The sequence below is a fragment of the Vibrio sp. YT-19(2023) genome (assembly GCF_033337395.1).
The window spans coordinates 1-819 of the sequence record NZ_JAWOQN010000330.1 but is presented as its reverse complement, the minus strand read 5'-3'; the positions used below and the strand labels follow the sequence as shown (position 1 = coordinate 819).

At 50.4% G+C, this 819-nt stretch carries 1 protein-coding gene; it reads left to right on the top strand.

The window, feature by feature from the left end; all coding sequences use genetic code 11:
• Nucleotides 1-59 precede the first annotated feature (59 nt).
• On the top strand, nt 60-819 hold a 760-nt coding region (locus R7E78_RS25725; RefSeq protein WP_318058555.1), incomplete at its 3' end, for a lyase family protein.

The window sequence follows — 819 nt, the reverse complement described above, 5'->3', positions numbered from 1 at the left end:
TTACAACAACAATTACGCCTCATTCAGACTTCTCTTGATTAAACGAAAGGAACCCTACTATGACCACCGAATTTCGTATTGAAACCGACAGCATGGGCGAAGTAAAAGTCCCGGCGAATGCCTTGTATCAAGCGCAAACTCAGCGCGCTATCGATAACTTCGCATTCAGCCAGCACACCATGCCAAGCGGTTTCATCCAAGCTTTAGCCCACATCAAACAGACGGCAGCACTGACCAACGCACAACTAGGGTTACTGGAAGGTGATATTGCTAATGCGATTGCAGACGCTGCGCAAGCCATTATTGATGGGCAACATCTCGATCAGTTCCCTATCGACCTGTTCCAAACCGGTTCTGGGACAAGCTCCAACATGAACGCCAATGAAGTGATTGCCACGCTCGCGTCTGAATTGCTTGGCGGCAACGTCAACCCGAATGACCACGTTAACATGGGTCAAAGCAGTAACGATGTGGTGCCGACGGCGATTCAAGTCAGCTCAGCACTTGCTATTGAACACAAGTTGTTGCCTGCACTGGCTCATCTTAGCCAAAGCCTAGAAACCAAGAAGCAAGCTTTGCAAGGTGTGGTAAAAACAGGCCGAACTCATTTGATGGACGCCATGCCAATCACTTTCGCGCAAGAGCTGGGCGGCTGGCAATTCCAGATTGAACACGCTAAACAAGCCATTGAACAAACACTGCCGATGGTGAAAGCCCTTGCTCAAGGCGGCACTGCCGTTGGCACAGGGATCAACGCCGATCCGCGTTTTGCCTCTCTGTTTGCAGACAACCTCACTCAGTCCACTCGAGTCCCCTTTA